A 14,494-nucleotide genomic window follows, 5' to 3' on the forward strand; every position below is an offset into this window, starting at 1 on the left:
GGCCGTCGTGCCCGACCCGCTGCAGGCCGGCGCCAACGCCGGCCGGCTCGCCGCCGCGCGCGTCGCGATCGCCGAGCAGGCCGCGACGCTGGACCGCTTCGTCCGCGCCGCCGTCCGCTGCGACGACGACGCCGAGGCGGTCGCGCTCGCCCAGGCCGCCTGCCACTGGAGCGCCCGGCGGCACCCGGGTCGCCTCGCCGACGTCGCCCTCGAGCGGCTGCTGCACGACATCGGCCGGCGCCGGGTGCCGGGTCGCCCCGACGACCACCGGCCGGCCGCGGACGCCGACGACGTCCGCCGCGTCCTGCACGTCGCGACCGAGGTCTACGCCACCGGCGGCCACACCCGCGTCATCGAGCGCTGGATCGAGCGCGACCACCGTCGCTCGACGCTGCTGCTGCTCGGTCACGACGCGCCGCTGCCCGCGTCGGCGGCCACCGCCGCCCGCCGGGCCGGGACCGCCGTCGTGCGCACGCCCGCCGAGACGCCGCCGCTCGAGCGCGCCGCGCACCTCCGCGCGCTCGCCGTCCTGCACGACCTCGTCGTGCTGCACGTCCATCCCGACGACGTCGTCCCCGCGCTCGCCTTCGCCGACCCCGTCGGGCGTCCGCCGGTGCTGCTCTTCAACCACGCCGGGCACCAGCTGTGGGCCGGCGTCGGGGCCGTCGACGTCGTCGCCTCGCTCTGGGCGCCCGACGAGCGGGCCTGCGTCGCCCGTCGCGGCGTCGACGCCGAGCGCTCCCTGCCGCTGCCGCTGCCGGCCGCCGCGCGTCGCCTCCCCGACCGGGACGCCGCCCGCGCCGCGCTCGGGCTGGGGTCCGACGCGCTCGTCCTGCTGTCGGTCGGCACCGGCTACAAGGTCGCGCCGACGCTCGAGCCGAGCTTCGCCGGGATCGCGCGGACGCTCGTGGAGGCGGATCCCCGGATCCACCTGCTGAGCGCGGGCCCCGCGCCCGGCGACCGGCTGCTGCCCGACCACGAGCGGATCCGGCCGCTGGGGATCGTCGCGGACCTCGCGCCGCTGCTGGCCGCCGCCGACCTGCTGCTCGACACGTGGCCGATCAGCGGGGCGACCGCCCTGCTCGACGCGGCCGCTGCCGGGCTGCCGGCGATCTCGCTCGGCGATCCCTCGCCGGACGCCGACGCGGGCGTGCGCGTGCCCCACGGGATGCTCGAGGGCGCCGTCCACGTCGTCGGCTCGGTGCCCGAGCTCGTGGCGCACGTCCGCGCGACGGGCGACCGGGACCCCGCGGAGCGCGGCGCGGCGCGGCGCGCCTTGGCCGACGCCGTCGCCCGGCGCCACGGCGACGCGGGATGGAGCGCGGCGCTCGAGGAGCTCGTGACCGCCGCCGTGGCGCACCGCGGCGCCGCGCGCGTGCCCCAGGCACCCCGCACCGACGAGGCGACCCCGAGCGAGGCCGTCATGCAGCTCGTCCTCGGCGCGATCGACTACCGCCCCGAGCACGCCTACCTGCAGGCCGTGCCCGCCCTGCCGGTCGCGCGCCGGCCCGCCGACGCCACCGAGCTGCAGGCGCGCGTCGCGGCGCTCGACCGCCCTGCGCCCGCCGGCGCCCGCGTGGTCGCCGCGCCGCCGCTGCAGGCCGGCGCGATCGGCCGGATGCTCGACGACGCACGCCGCCACGTGCGCGCCGGGCGGGCGTCCGGCCTCGTCGTCGTCGCGGCGCCCGCCGACGTCCAGGCCGCCGTCGGGCTGCTGACCGCGCAGGTCGGCGAGGACGACGAGCTCGACGTCGAGCTCGTGGCCGCCGAGGGCCTCGAGCGGATCGCGCGCCCCGGGGACGTCGTCCTGGCCCGCGAGGCGCTCACCGCCTGAGGGCGGCCGCGACGCCCGCCGGCCGCTGGGCGCGGCGCTCGGGCGCGTTCGCCTCAGCCCTCGACGGGCCGCTCGGCCACGACGCCGATGTTCGCGAGCAGCCGCGGGTCGAGCTCCTCGGAGACGGAGAACAGCGCCTCCAGCAGCGCCGGCGGGAAGTCGAGCATCATCGCGTTGGGCAGCGTCTTGAGGAACCAGCCGAGCTCCGCGCCGCAGCGCAGGCCGGCGGACTCGATGTCGGCGCGCAGCTCGTCCAGCGCGTAGACCCGCTGGTGCCCGACGAGCGCGTCGCGCGGCGAGAGGCTGTCGAGCCGGGGCTGCAGGCCCATCCGGACCGCCAGCCGGCGGTGCAGCGACTCGGCGTTGGGCACGACGACCACGACGCGGCCACCGGGCCGGACCCAGGACGCGATCCGGCGCAGGAGCGCGCGCGGGTCGTCGACGTGCTCGGCGACGTGCAGCGCGAGCACCGCGTCGTAGGCCGCGGGCGGCGTCCAGTCCTCGAACAGGCCCTCGTGGACCGTCAGGCCCGGGTGCGCGGCGCGGGCGCGCGCCGCGAGCAGCGGCGAGCCCTCGAGGACGTCGATCGCCACGCCGCGCTCGCGCAGGCCGGTCGTCGTGCGCCCCATCCCGTAGCCGAGCTCGAGCACGCGCTCGCAGCCGGCCACGGCGCTCGCCAGCAGATCGAGGCTGCGGACCTGCTGGAGGTCCTCGATCGCCTCGTCGTCGACGGTGCCCGACAGGTAGTAGTCGCGGGCGAAGCGGTCGAGGGCGGCGGCGTCGAGGGGCGCGGAGGCAGAGGGTGTCATGGCGGTCCGGGGACGGGTCAGGTGGCGATGCGCGCGGCGGCCTGCAGGCCCTGCACGACCTGGTCGTTCAGCGTGTCGGCGACGGCCGAGGCGGCGCCGGCGGCGAGGTCGACGTCCAGCCGGAGCCGATCGAGCTCCGCGCGCGCGGCGGCGTCGATCGCGGCGACCTCCGCGGAGGGCACGGGGAACGTCGGTCGGGCCGCGGCCAGCAGCGGGCGCAGCGAGCGGGCGGTCGTCGGGTCGACGAGACCGGCCGCGACGAGGCCGTCCCGCGCCCGCGGCACGAGGCCCTCGGCGCTCGTGTCGTGACGCAGCTCGACGGTGAGCAGGGCGCGCTCGGGATCGGCGCTGCGCCCGCCGCGCGAGACGCGCAGGACGGGGTTGGCGGGGTCGAGCACGTGGACGAGCTCCGGGACGTCGGCGACGTCCCGCGTGGGCGCGTCGAGCCACGCGATCGCCGTCCGCACCCGCGGCGGGTCGTAGGCGATGCCGGTCGCGCGGAAGAGCGTCGCGGCGCTGCAGGCCAGGAGCGGACGGCGCGTGAGGATCGAGCGGCCGTCCTCGAACCGGATCGCGGTCCTCCCCCGGTCCGCCGGGGCGATCGCCACCGGCTCGCCGACGGTCATCACCTGGAGCGTCGTGCGGCGGTCCAGGCGCTCGAGCAGCGCGTCGACGACGCCGCCGCAGCCGTCCGGGTCGACGGTCTCCAGCGGCCGCTGCGGATGGAAGCCGATCGGGTCGCCGGCGAGCGCCTGCTCCAGGGTCCGCGGGTGGAAGAGCGGCGCCCACGCCTTGCGGCGCAGCGTCGCGGCGATCGACGCGGCGCCGCCGCCGAGGACCTTGTCGCAGAGCGGCGCGACGTAGCGCTCGTGGAAGGTCGGGCCGTGGTTGGCCAGGGACGCCTCCAGCAGCGTGGCGCCCGCGAGGCGCTCGGCGTGGCGGGGCGCCAGGAGCCCCGCGTCCTCGCCCGTGGTCGCCCGGGCGTGGCGGACCTCGTCGAGCATCCGCCGTCGCACGGCGTCGGGCAGCGACGTCGCGAGCGCGGAGAGGTCGACGGTGAAGAGCAGGTCGGGCTCCCGCGTGATCCGCCCGGCGTCGCGCAGGACCATCACCGGCGGCGCGATCGTGCGGATCCGGTCGCCGAGCAGCTCCCGCGCCCAGCGCTCGACCGTCGTGGCCCACGGCCGGTGGCCGGCGAGGCCGGGGCGGTACTCCCGCAGCGGCGGCGGCTCGGCCGGAGCGCCCTCGAAGCCGAGCTCCAGCAGCCGCACGCCGAGCTCGAGCACATGGCCGTCGCGGCGGATCGGGGCGAAGCCCCCACCGACGCCCTGACGGGGCAGCAGCAGCCGCACGGACTCGCCGCGCGACGCGGCCGCGTCGGCGGCGACGAGCGCGGCGAGCGTCCCGCCGACGATGTCGCGGCGGCGCCCCTCCGGCGGTCGCGGCGTCGTGGGCGCGGGGCGCTCGGGCCGCTCGGGGCGGCGCTCGACCGGCGGCACCGCGACGACCGGCGTCGCGCGGTCGGCGGTCCCGATCGGGCGGGGTCCGGGGATCATCGTGCCGGCCTCGGGTCGGGTCGCGCGCGGGCCGACGTCGGCGGGGATCCGCGGGCGGATCCCCGGCGCGACGTCGCCGTCGGCCGGGACGTGGCGCGCCGCGGGGGGCGCGGGATGCTCGAGCGCGGGGAGCGCCGGCGGCGTCCCGCCGCGTCGACGCAGGACGAGGAGGTTCATCGCCCCGTGGTCCGGGAGGTGCCGCGCGGCCGCCACGAAGCCCTCCAGCACCGCGGGGTCGAGCGTGGCCATCTGGCGGTTGGCCAGCGGCTTGAGCATCACGCCCTCGCGGTGGAGCACCTCGAGCCCCGCCTGCTCGGCGAGGCCCGCGAGCTCGTCGGCGTCGTAGAGCCGCCGGGTCGCGTAGCGGCGACCGGCCTCGGCGACCTCGTGGAGATCCTCGATGATGCCCATCTCCAAGGCGACGAGCCGGTGGATCGAGCGCGGGTTCTGGAGCGACAGGTGCAGCAGGCCGCCGGGGAAGAGGTGCGCGGCGGCGATCCGTCGCAGCAGCCCGACCGGGTCGTCGAGCTCGTGCAGGACGTTCGTCAGCACGACGTGGTCGAAGTGCCCGACGCCCGCCAGCGGCCGGTCGAGGTCGCCGCGGCGGACCTCGACGCCGACGAGGTGGCGCGCGCTCACGCGCTCGAGGTAGCGCTCCGCCTGGTCGACGGCGACGACCTGCCGGCCGTCGCCGACGAGCAGCGCGGTCATCGCCCCGGTGGCGCAGCCGAGCTCGAGGACCGACTCGCCGGGGCGCAGCCACGAGCGGATCCGCTCGCCGGTCGCCCTCGTGTAGTGCAGGTCGAAGTCGGTGTCCGGGTCGTAGATCGCCGAGTAGTCCACGGTGCTCACCGCTCCGTCGTGCCGGCGAGCGTCAGGCGCAGCCAGGGGCGCGCGCCGATGCTCGTCTTGAACTGGGCCAGGCCGGGATCGACCATCGGGGAGTCGGCGTCCCCGGCGGGGACGGTGCGGGTGGCGGTCGGCATCGACGGGTCCTCTCGCGATCTTCCGCTGCCCGGCACGCTCGAGACGCCGAGATCGACGAATCGCCCACCCGCGGCGGCGGCCGCCTCGACGACCCGCAGCGCGAGGAGGTTCATCGGCGAGCGCGGCAGCTCGTGGCCGTGGTCGCCCCACGCGACGACGTACCAGCCGCCCGCGGTCGCGGCGTACGCGAGCGCGGCGGCCACCGGTGCCCCGGCGTGGCGCAGGACGAGCATCCGCACCACGGCGGGACCGAGCGCGTCGCGGGCGGCCAGGACGTAGGGCGCGTCGAGCGCGAGCCGGCGCCCCTTCGCCGCGCGGTTGGCGGCCAGCAGCGCGTGCGCGGCCCGCCAGCCGGCGTCGTCGTCGGGGGCGAGCCACTCCGCGCTCCAGGCGCCGTCCTCCTCGAGGTGGCGCAGCGCCCGGCGCGCGGGACGCTTGAGGTCGTCGCGGTAGCCCGCGGCGCCGCGATCGTCGAGGCCGATGACGAACGTCAGGTCGCTGGCCTCGATCCGCAGCCCGTGGCGCAGGAGCGCGTGGACGGCCGCTCCGTCGTTCGGCCCGTGGGCCTCGGGCCGGCAGCGGACGCGCACGACCGCCGCGCCGGCGTCCCGGGCCTGGGACAACGTGCCGGCGACGAGGGCGTCGATCCGCTCGGGCGTCTCGCGCGTGCGGACGAGGTCGAGGCCGCCGAAGGGCGCGGAGTGCCCGGAGGTGAGCACCGCGACGCCGTCCCGCGTGGCCAGGACGCCGGACAGCGAGCCGACCGGGCGTCCCTCGTGGTGCTCGTCGAGCTGCAGCAGGCGGTCCCCCGGACCGAGGTTCAGGCGGTGGAACGCCGCGCGGTTGAAGACGCAGCGCCACGCGCCGTCGGGCTCGTGCCCGAGGAGCGCCGGCGGCAGGTCGGGCGTCCTCGTGGTCCCACCGCCGGCGGCCGGCGGGCTCGGAAGAGGCGGCGCGAGGTCCATCAGGCGCCCCGCCCGGCGGCGTCGACCGACCCGACACGCCGCTCGGTGATCGGGTGACCGGCGGCGGCCCGGACCGCGGCGATGACCCGGTCGACCGACGCGTCGTCGAGGTGCGGGCCGATCGGCAGGCTCAGCAGCGTCTCCGCGGCGCGCTCGGCGACCGGGAAGCGGCGGCGCCCCTGGGGCCCGGACGCGTAGGCGCCCGAGCGGTGCGGCGGCACCGGGTAGTGGACGAGCGTGTCGATGCCGGCCGCGTCGAGGCTCGCGCGCAGCCGGTCCCGCTCGGGGTGCCGGACGGCGAAGAGGTGCCACGACGGCGCGACGCCCGGGTCGACGGCGGGCAGCGTCAGGCCGGGCGCTCCGGCCAGGGCGCGGCGGTAGGTCGCCGCGACCCGGCTGCGGCGGGCGTTCCACGCGTCGAGCCGGTCGAGCTTCACGTGCAGGATCGCGGCCTGCAGCTCGTCCAGTCGCGAGTTCCCGCCGACCTCGTCGTGGTGGTAGCGAACGCTCGAGCCGTAGTTGCGCAGGCGCCGGGCGCGGGCCGCGACCGCCGCGTCGTCGGTCGTGATCGCCCCGCCGTCGCCGAGCGCGCCGAGGTTCTTGCCCGGGTAGAACGAGAACGCGCCGGCGTGGCCGAGCGCCCCGCAGCGCCGGCCGTTCCAGCGGGCACCGTGGGCCTGCGCGGCGTCCTCGACGAGCAGCAGGCCCTCGCGGTCGGCGAGCGCGGCCAGGGCCCCCGGGTCGGCCGGATGACCGTAGAGGTGGACGGGCACGATCGCCGCCGTCCGCGGCCCGACCGCGTCGGCCGCTGCCGCCGGGTCGATCGTGAGCGTGTCGGGCCGCACGTCGACGCCGATCGGCGCGGCACCGATGCGGCTCACCGCCAGCCAGGTCGCGACGAAGGTGTGCGCCGGCACGAGGACCTCGTCGCCCGGACCGACCCCGTGGGCGCGCAGCGCGATCTCCAGCGCGTCGAGGCCCGTGCCGACGCCGATCGCGTGCGCGGTGCCGGCGTGGGCGGCGAACGCCGCCTCGAAGGCCTCCAGCCGCGGCCCGAGGACCCAGCGACCGCCCTCGAGGACCGCCGCCCATGCGGCGTCGAGCTCGGGGCGCAGCTCCGCGACGCCCGCGGCGAGGTCGAGGAACGGGACCCGCCCCGCCGACGCGGCCGCCGGTCCCGCGGCCGCGCGCGACGCGGGTCGCTCGCCCGCCGCGACCGGTGCCGACGCCGGCCTCATGCCGCCCGGCCGAGCGGGACCGACGCGGGCGCGGCGGGGCGCTGGCGCACCGCGTCGCGGAAGTCGCCGTACTCGCGGAAGTAGTCCGCCTCGTCGTAGGGCTGCGAGGCGAGGACCATGCAGACCGACCCGGAGGAGAAGTTGTCGATCTCGCGCCAGACCATCCGCGGCACGTAGAGCCCGACGTAGCTGCGGTTCAGCGAGAAGCGCTGTCGCAGGTTGCCGTCGTCCAGGACGATGTCGAAGCTCCCCGACATCGCGATGAAGAGCTGCTCGAGCTCGCGGTGGGCGTGGCCCCCGCGCTCGGCGCCGCCCGGGACGTCGTAGAGGTAGTAGACCCGCTGGATGTCGAAGCCGACGTGCCGCCCGCCCTCGATGAAGGTCAGGTTGCCGCGGGCGTCGTTGACCCGCGGAAGGGTCACGAGATGGCACTCGTCGAGGCTCATCGCGATCGCTCCTCGTGCTCGGAGGCAGCGCGCACCCGCACGGGTCCGCGCTCGTGGTGGACGCGCCGCTCGGGCGCGCGGACGGAGCCGGCGGGCGCGCGCATCAGCGGCCCATCCGGATGTAGCCGATCGCCTCGCCGGGCGCGTGGTCGCGAGCCGCGACGCGATCGGAGGTGTTGCCCTCGATGGTCTCGATCCGGCCGTCCGGGCGCACCCCGGTCACGAGACCGGTGTGCTGGTTCAGGACGATGATGTCGCCGACCTGCGGCGTGGCGCCGGCGGGCAGCGCGTGACCCGAGCGCTGCGCCCAGGCCCACATCTGGTCGACGGACGCGAAGCCGCCGCCGGTGTCCCCGAGCGGCGTGCCCGCCTGCTGCGCGGCCCACGAGACAAACATCGCGCACCAGGGCCCGACGCCGGGATCGCTCTGCAGCGCGCCGCGGTACGTCCGGATGGCCGGCGCGTCGTTGGAGCCCGGCGGCTGCTCGGCGACGCCGAGCTGCGTCTGCGCCGCCTGGACCATCCGGGGGCCGGCGCCGACGGCGCTCGACGTCACGCTCGCCTGCCGCAACGCGGCGGCGAACGGCGAGCCGGCGGTCGCCGACGCGCCGCCCGCGGTCGCCGTGCCGGCGAGCGTCGCGGTCGCGAGCCCGCCGCTGGCCGGCGTCGCCGCGCGCGGCGTCAGGAGCGCCTGGATCTCCTGGATCCGGCCGATCGCGTCGGTGATCGTCACGCGGCCTCCGTCACGACGACCCCCGTCCCGGCGTGCAGCTCGCGGAAGCGCGCGCGGTCCGCGAGGACCTGCTCGTCGATCCAGGCGCGCAGCGCGGGGTCGGTGGTGGCGACCGTCTCGCTCAGGCCGTGCGTGACCGTCGAGGAGCGCACGAGCCGCGGCGGGGTGCCGGCGGCGCGCAGGCGCAGGAGCAGGTCGGTGTCCTGGAACCAGACGCGCAGCTCGGGGTGCAGGAACTCGCCGGGCGCGACGCGGAAGCGGTCGATCGTGTCGGCCGTGAGCGCGAAGCACCAGGCGGCGAAGTCCTCGCGCATCGCGCCGTCGACGGTGAGCGGGAAGGCGACGGGCGCGCCGTCGTCCAGCGCGGCGCGCAGCGGCGCCCACCAGCCCGGGCGCACCCGGACGTCGTCGTTGCAGACCACGAGGTAGCGGCCGCGGGCCGCGCGCAGCCCGGCGTTCACCGGGGCGGTGAACCCCTGCGCCGGCGCGCCGTTGTCGATCACGAGCAGCTCGTGCGGCGCGTCGGTGTGCGCCTGCAGCGCGCGGAGGCAGGCCTGCAGGCGCGGGCCGGTCGCGTCGAGGGTCGGGACGACGATCGAGACCTCCGGCGCGCCGCCGGGGCGGTGGGCGCCGCGGCCGCGCGCGTCCCGCCGGCCCCCGGCGCCGACCATGGCGGCGCCGGTGCCGCCGGCGTGGACGGCCCCGCGGTCCGTGGTCGGCGCGGCGCCGTCGAGCGACGCGGCCGGGGCGGTCGGGGCGGGTCGGACCGCCCCGTGGGCGGCCAGCGTCAGCGCGAGGTGGAGCAGGGCGGTGCTGCCGGGGTGCGCGGCGGAGGCGTCCGGCGCCGGCATCGCCGCGAGCGCGGCGCGCAGCAGCACGCGGTCCGCCGCCACCGCGCTGAGCCGGCCGGGCTCGGTGCCGGGCAGCAGCGCGGCGACGCTCTCGTCGAGCGTCGCCTCGAGCGCCCCGACGGCCCCGGACGGCGGGGCGACCGGACCGGCGAGCAGCAGCGCGTCGTCGCCGGGCAGGGACGCGTCGAGCGCGGCGATCCACGCGGCCACCGGGTCACCGGACGGATCGGGCGCGTCGAGGATCGTCACATCGCCCTCGAGCTGCGTCAGCAGGCGGCGCAGCGGCGGATGGTCCGGGGCGACGATCGCGACGTGGTGGGCGGGCTCGGGCTCCAGCGCGGCGAGCGCCTCGAGCGCGCGCAGGGCGACCGCCGGGTCCTCGCCCAGCGGCAGCACGACGAGCAGCGGCACGCCGGCGGCGTGGCGCGAGGTCACGCGATCTCCTCGAGCGGTCGGCCGGCGAGCGCCTCGGCGTCGGCGGCCAGCGCGACGGCGTCCTCGGTCATCCCGGACTGCGCGGCGACGAGCGCGAGGCCCCGCAGCGCGCGGGCGTCGGGCCCCTGCCGATCGACGACGCGCAGCCACTCCTCCCCCGCCGAGGACAGGAAGCCGTGGCGGAGGTAGAGGTCGGCCAGCGTCTCGCGCCGCTCGCGCCAGGGCAGGTCGACGCGCTCGTGGGCGGCGACGAGGCGCGCGAAGGCCTCGAACCGCTGAAGCCGCAGCAGCGCGCCGAGCATCGTCCGTGCCAGCGGCGCGGCGCCTGCGGCGATCGGCGGACCGTCGGCCCCCGGCGTGGCCCAGGCGGCGAAGAGCGCCGCTTCGGCCGGCGGCAGGCGGTCGAGGCCCTCGAGGGGCACCGACCCGTCGTCCGCGCCGGCCAGGCGCGCGAAGCACGCGTGGCGCCGCGCCGCCGGGCCGTGCGGGCCCTCGGGAGCGACGGCGGCGGCCTCGCGCGCGGCATCGTCGAAGCGTCCCTGGGCGAGCAGCGCCTCCACGAGCGCCACGCGCGCGGCGTCCGATCCGGGTCGTCCCGCCAGCGCGGTCCGCAGCTGGGCCTCCGCCCCGGCCACGGCCCCGGTGCGCAGCAGGGCGCGCCCGAGCAGGTACCGGGCGACGGGATGCTCGCCCACGCCGGTCGCGGCGACGCGCGCGACGACCTCGTCCGCCTCGACGCCGTCGGCGCGCAGGGCCAGGGCGAGGTCCTCGACCGTCCGCAGGTGGCGCGGGTGGTCGCGCAGCGTGCCCTCGAGCAGCGCGATCGCCTCGTGCCGGCGCTCCTGACGCTGCAGCACGCCGGCGAGCGCGCGGGCCGCGAGGAACGTGCCGGCGCCCGCCGAGCCGGACATCGCGCTCGGCGCGTCGCCGAGCTCGAGGCAGCGGCGGAAGCGCGCCTCGGCGGTCGCCAGGTCGCCGGCGTCCAGGGCGAGCGCGCCCTCGACGTGCACGACGTCGGTGAAGCCGGGGTAGCGGTCCAGCACCTCGCGGGCGCACTCGGCGGCCTCGGCGCGGCGACCGGTGACGTGGAGCGCGTCGACGAGGTGCAGGGCCAGCATCGGCACGAAGCCGAGGCGCTCTCCGTCCGGCACGCCGCGCAGGTCCTCCCACGCGCCGCGGAAGTGCACGAGGGCCTCCTCGTGCTCGCCCTCGGCGCGGTGCTCCATCCCGAGGTTGAAGCGCACGAACGGCGAGCGGTCGCCGTCGGCGATCTGGGCGGCGAGCGCGTCGCGGTTGCGGGTCCGCTTGCCCTTCGCGGCCCGGACCTCGCCGAGGTAGCCGTAGTGCTCGAAGCGCACGTCGGTCACCGCGAAGCGGTCGGGCGTCAGCTCCTCGAGCCCCTGGACCTGCTCGTGCAGGCGACCGGCGAACCGGCGGCCGGGCCGGTTGCGGAAGAGGCGCAGCGAGTCGTGGGTGACGGCGGTGCCGTCGTCGAGGTCGCCGGTGTGGCTCGCGCCGCGCAGGTACAGCGCCTCGCGCCAGACGTGGCCGGTCAGCGCGCGCAGGTGCTGCGCGTCGTCGTCGACGAGCACCTCGTCGGCGTCGAGGTAGAGCAGCCAGTCGCCGGTGGCCGCGTCGAAGGAGACGTTGCGCGCCGCGGCGAAGTCGCCGGTCCAGGGGTGGTGCAGGACGCGCGCGCCGAACGACTCGGCGATCTCGACCGTGCGGTCGACCGAGCCGGTGTCGACGATCACGAGCTCGTCGACGGCGTGCGCGACCGCCGACAGGCACGCCGGCAGCATCGCCTCCTCGTCGCGGACGATCATGCAGAGCGACAGGGTCAGCCCCTCCGCCGGACGGGCGCGCGCGGCGACCCGACGGGCGCGCTCGCCGAGGACCTTCAGCCGGCGGGCGGCGGCCGCGTCCAGCGCGACGGTCCCCCCGAGGCCCGCCGCGCGACGGCGCCGGATCTCGGCGCGGTTGCCGGCGACGAACGGCAGCTGCGGGTCGAGGCGCTCGGCGGCCCGGAAGAGCGCGTCGGCCGCCCGCAGGGCGCCGAGCTCGTAGAGGGCGACCCCGGCGTGGTTCAGGAGCAGCGGCTCGCGCGGCTCGTCCTCGAGCGCGGCGACGAGCGCGTCCGCGAGCGCGAGCAGCCGCGAGGTCAGGTCGGCGGGGCGGTGGCCGCCCGCGTCGCCGAGCAGCTCCTCGATCAGGCGCAGCCGGCGGGCGTGGCGTCGCGCTGGCGTCTCCTGCGCGGCGGCGGCCCACGCCGCGCGCCACGCGCCGAGCGCGACCGGGCCAGTCTCGGCGGCGGGCGGTGCGGCGACCGGGGGCGCGCCGGCCGGCGGGGCCGACGACGCAGCGAGATCGGCGGGCAGACGCAGCGCCATGGCCGGGTCATCGGCGGCCGCGCAGGGCCCTTGAGCCCGGTGGACGCGGGCGTCCAGGAGCATCTGGACGCCCGCGACGCCGGGGGGTCGGCGCTCGCCGTCGGGGGCCGGCGATCCGTGGGTTCTGGGGGGACTTCGGGGGGACGACGCGGCGGGACGGGCAGCGCCGCGGTCTCCGGGCCCGACGGCCGGCCGGGGGGTCGCCGGACGGGGCCGCTGGAGCTCGTTGGGCGCTCGACGTGGAGGCGCGCACGACGGCGACCGGGCGACGGCGGCGTGCCGACGCGGGAGGGCGGGACGTCCGGTGGCCGCCACGGCCCCGGACGCCGGGCGTCGTCGGGCGCCCACCCCCTGCGTCGACGGCGCCACGCGGCACCGCGTCCGGGTCGGCGAGCGCCGACGCGCGCGGATCGTGCCCTCCGCGGCGCGTCGTGGCCCGGACCCGGGGGCGCGTTCGCCGCGCCCCGATCCCGTCCGGCGCCCGGCCTGGGCCGAGCGCCGTGGTGCTAGCGCAGGAGGGAGAGGACGCCCTGCGAGGCCTGGTTGGCCTGCGCGAGGATCGCCGTGCCGGCCTGCTGCAGCACCTGGTTCTTCGTGAAGGAGACCATCTCCTGCGCCATGTCCACGTCGCGGATCCGCGACTCGGACGCCGAGAGGTTCTCCTGGTACACCGACAGGTGGTTGAGCGTGTGCTCGAGGCGGTTCTGGACCGCGCCGAAGTTCGCCCGCGCCTGCGAGATGTTGTTGATCGCGGTGTCGATCGTCGCCACGGTCACCCCGGACAGGGTGGTCGCGCCGGCGATCGAGCCGAGCGAGCTGCCCAGCGAGATGAGCGCCACCGAGGTCGTCTCGGAGTCGTTGGCGCCGACCTGGAACGTCACCGAGCCGGCGGCGTTCAGGAGCTTCTGGCCGTTGAACTCCGCGCGGCTGCCGATGGCGCCGAGCTCGGTGGTCAGCTGCGTGACCTCCGAGTCGATCGCCGAGCGGTTCGTCGCGTTCAGCGTGCCGTTCTGGTACTGGACGGCGAGCGTCCGCACGCGCTGGAGGATCGAGTGGACCTCCGTCAGCGAGCCCTCCGCCGTCTGCACGAGCGAGATCCCGTCCTGCGCGTTGCGACGCGCCTGATCCAGACCGCCGACCTGACCGCGCAGCTTCTCGCTGATCGCCAGGCCCGCCGCGTCGTCCGCGGCGCGGTTGATCCGCAGGCCCGACGACAGGCGCTCCATCGACTTCGCCGTGGCGCCCGAGGTGTTGCCGAGGTTGCGATGCGCGTTGAACGCCTCGACGTTGGTGTTGATGCGCAGAGACATGCGTCGATCTCCTTGATCGAACTGCGTGGTGGCTTGTCCGGCGGCGACGTCCGTGTCGCCGTTGCGTGCCTCCGCGGGCTCCTCTCTCGAAGCGCTCCGTCGGTGGCGTTGGGCTGGTGATCGGCGGGGCCCGCGGATCCTTGAGCCCGCACGTCGATCTCCGCCGGGTCCGGGCGACGACCCCGACGTTCGACACCACGATCGTGCACCGTCGAGGTCGACCGACGCGCGACCGCGACGAAGCACGCCGCATCTCACGCGAGCCGGCCCGGAGGACCGCCGGCCGCCGCGCGGCCATCGGCCGCCTCGGCGCTCCCGGCCCAGGTCCGTGGCCGTCGGCCCGCCGTGCCGGGGCGAGCGTCGGTCAGTCGGCGCGGCGGCCGAAGCCGCCGCAGAGCGACCAGGCGCCGCGGTCGGCGCGACGGGCCGCGTCGGCTGCCGCCCGGGCCGCCCGGTTGGCGGCGGCGCCGCCGTCGCGCGAGGGGACGCGGTACGGGCGGGCCCAGCCGGCCTCCAGCAGGGCGAGGTCGACGCTGCGCCCGTCGACGACGAGCTCGCGCACCGCGCGACCGTAGCGGTCGCGGTCCTCGCCGCCCGGCCGGCGCAGCCGGACGTCGCGACCGGCGACGAGGTCGCGCAGGAAGCGCGTCGCCTGCGCGCCGCCGCACTCGGCGTGGCCGTAGCGGAGCTTCGAGGACTCCGGCGCGTCGACGAGCGCCAGGCGGACGGTCGTCGACGTGCCGCCGCCGCGCACGCGCACGGTGTCGCCGTCGACGACCCCGATGATCCGCCCCCGCTCCAGCGGCCCGTCGGTCCGCACGGCGCCGCCGTCCGGAGCGTCCGTGCCGGGGTCGGCGAGCAGCGCCCCGGCGAGGAGCGCGAGGAGGACGAGGGCGGCGGCCGCCGCGCGCGAGACCGGGCGCATCGGACGCGCAAGCCT

The 14,494-nt window shown here is 77.9% G+C and carries 11 protein-coding genes; 1 reads left to right on the forward strand and 10 read right to left on the reverse strand.

Translation table 11 applies throughout. The annotated features are described in order from the left end of the window. Window positions 1–7: 7 nt before the first annotated feature. Window positions 8–1,834: a hypothetical protein gene (locus SK069_RS14545; RefSeq protein ID WP_319954971.1), complete on the forward strand. Its 1,827-nt coding sequence runs from the start codon at window positions 8–10 to the stop codon at window positions 1,832–1,834. Between the two features lie 53 nt (window positions 1,835–1,887). Here SK069_RS14545 and SK069_RS14550 read toward each other — a convergent pair whose 3' ends face one another. The 10 genes from SK069_RS14550 to SK069_RS14595 form a co-directional block, all read right to left on the reverse strand. Then, window positions 1,888–2,643, reverse strand: coding sequence for a class I SAM-dependent methyltransferase (locus SK069_RS14550; RefSeq protein WP_319954972.1), 756 nt, complete (start codon window positions 2,641–2,643; stop codon window positions 1,888–1,890). 17 nt (window positions 2,644–2,660) lie between these two features. Further along, the gene (locus SK069_RS14555) at window positions 2,661–5,051 is read right to left on the reverse strand and encodes a class I SAM-dependent methyltransferase (RefSeq protein ID WP_319954973.1); all 2,391 of its coding nucleotides are present in this window, start codon (window positions 5,049–5,051) and stop codon (window positions 2,661–2,663) included. After that, on the reverse strand, window positions 5,048–6,151 hold the full coding sequence (locus tag SK069_RS14560; RefSeq protein ID WP_319954974.1) for a GNAT family N-acetyltransferase: 1,104 nt from the start codon (window positions 6,149–6,151) through the stop codon (window positions 5,048–5,050). The genes SK069_RS14555 and SK069_RS14560 overlap by 4 nt, the downstream gene beginning before the upstream one ends. After that, window positions 6,151–7,389 (reverse strand): DegT/DnrJ/EryC1/StrS family aminotransferase, encoded by a 1,239-nt coding sequence (locus SK069_RS14565; protein WP_319954975.1) that lies wholly within the window; start codon window positions 7,387–7,389, stop codon window positions 6,151–6,153. Before SK069_RS14565 ends, SK069_RS14560 begins: the two co-directional genes overlap by 1 nt. After that, entirely contained in the window at window positions 7,386–7,835 is a 450-nt protein-coding gene (locus SK069_RS14570; protein ID WP_319954976.1) for a sugar 3,4-ketoisomerase, read from the reverse strand. Before SK069_RS14570 ends, SK069_RS14565 begins: the two co-directional genes overlap by 4 nt. 103 nt (window positions 7,836–7,938) lie before the next feature. Further along, on the reverse strand, window positions 7,939–8,568 hold the full coding sequence (locus tag SK069_RS14575) for a CHAP domain-containing protein (protein ID WP_319954977.1): 630 nt from the start codon (window positions 8,566–8,568) through the stop codon (window positions 7,939–7,941). Then, window positions 8,565–9,854: a glycosyltransferase family 2 protein gene (locus tag SK069_RS14580; RefSeq protein ID WP_319954978.1), complete on the reverse strand. Its 1,290-nt coding sequence runs from the start codon at window positions 9,852–9,854 to the stop codon at window positions 8,565–8,567. Before SK069_RS14580 ends, SK069_RS14575 begins: the two co-directional genes overlap by 4 nt. Next, window positions 9,851–12,244: a glycosyltransferase gene (locus tag SK069_RS14585; protein ID WP_319954979.1), complete on the reverse strand. Its 2,394-nt coding sequence runs from the start codon at window positions 12,242–12,244 to the stop codon at window positions 9,851–9,853. The genes SK069_RS14580 and SK069_RS14585 overlap by 4 nt, the downstream gene beginning before the upstream one ends. A gap of 506 nt (window positions 12,245–12,750) precedes the next feature. Continuing rightward, window positions 12,751–13,554 carry a flagellin N-terminal helical domain-containing protein gene (locus tag SK069_RS14590; RefSeq protein ID WP_319954980.1) on the reverse strand — a complete coding sequence of 268 codons (804 nt, stop codon included), beginning with the start codon at window positions 13,552–13,554 and terminating at the stop codon, window positions 12,751–12,753. A gap of 364 nt (window positions 13,555–13,918) precedes the next feature. Continuing rightward, on the reverse strand, window positions 13,919–14,479 hold the full coding sequence (locus tag SK069_RS14595; protein ID WP_319954981.1) for a thermonuclease family protein: 561 nt from the start codon (window positions 14,477–14,479) through the stop codon (window positions 13,919–13,921). Window positions 14,480–14,494 lie beyond the last annotated feature (15 nt).

This window comes from Patulibacter brassicae (assembly GCF_033949425.1).
In the GTDB taxonomy this organism is placed as follows: Bacteria; Actinomycetota; Thermoleophilia; order Solirubrobacterales; family Solirubrobacteraceae; genus Patulibacter; species Patulibacter brassicae.